This window comes from Citrobacter sp. TBCS-15 (assembly GCF_005280815.1).
GTDB lineage: Bacteria > Pseudomonadota > Gammaproteobacteria > Enterobacterales > Enterobacteriaceae > Citrobacter > Citrobacter werkmanii.
In genome coordinates, this window is the sequence record NZ_SZWK01000212.1 from 1 (window position 1) to 417 (window position 417).

At 39.1% G+C, this 417-nt stretch carries 1 pseudogene; it reads left to right on the forward strand.

The features are described from left to right. Positions 1–80: 80 nt before the first annotated feature. Positions 81–417 (forward strand): annotated as a pseudogene (locus FDW96_RS12720) (IS21 family transposase); the annotation flags it as partial.

Sequence of the window (417 nt, forward strand, 5' to 3'; positions counted from 1 at the left end):
TGTAAAGGGCCATGCTAAAATGTAGGAAACGGGCCATTGAAAATGTAGGTTAACTTTAAAATTGTGATAGGCTTTTCCTTATGAGAAAAGACATCCTAGAAAGTATAACCGAACATCTTATGACTGGAATTAAACCTAATTTCGCTGATATTGCCAGACGCTATAATTGTGACTATCGGACGGTCAAACGTTATTATGACCTCGGAAAAGAAAAGACCCTTGAAGAAGCTTCAAAACGAAGGGTCCCACCGTCACTTATTGAGAACTATAAATCAATCATTGAAGATAAACTCAAGCTTGGCTGCTCTGTGCGCTCAATTTACTACTTCATCCAACTAAAAGGCTATCAAGGCTCATATACGACCGTCAAACGCTATGCCAGATTGATTCGAGAATCCTGCAAACATAAAGCAACGA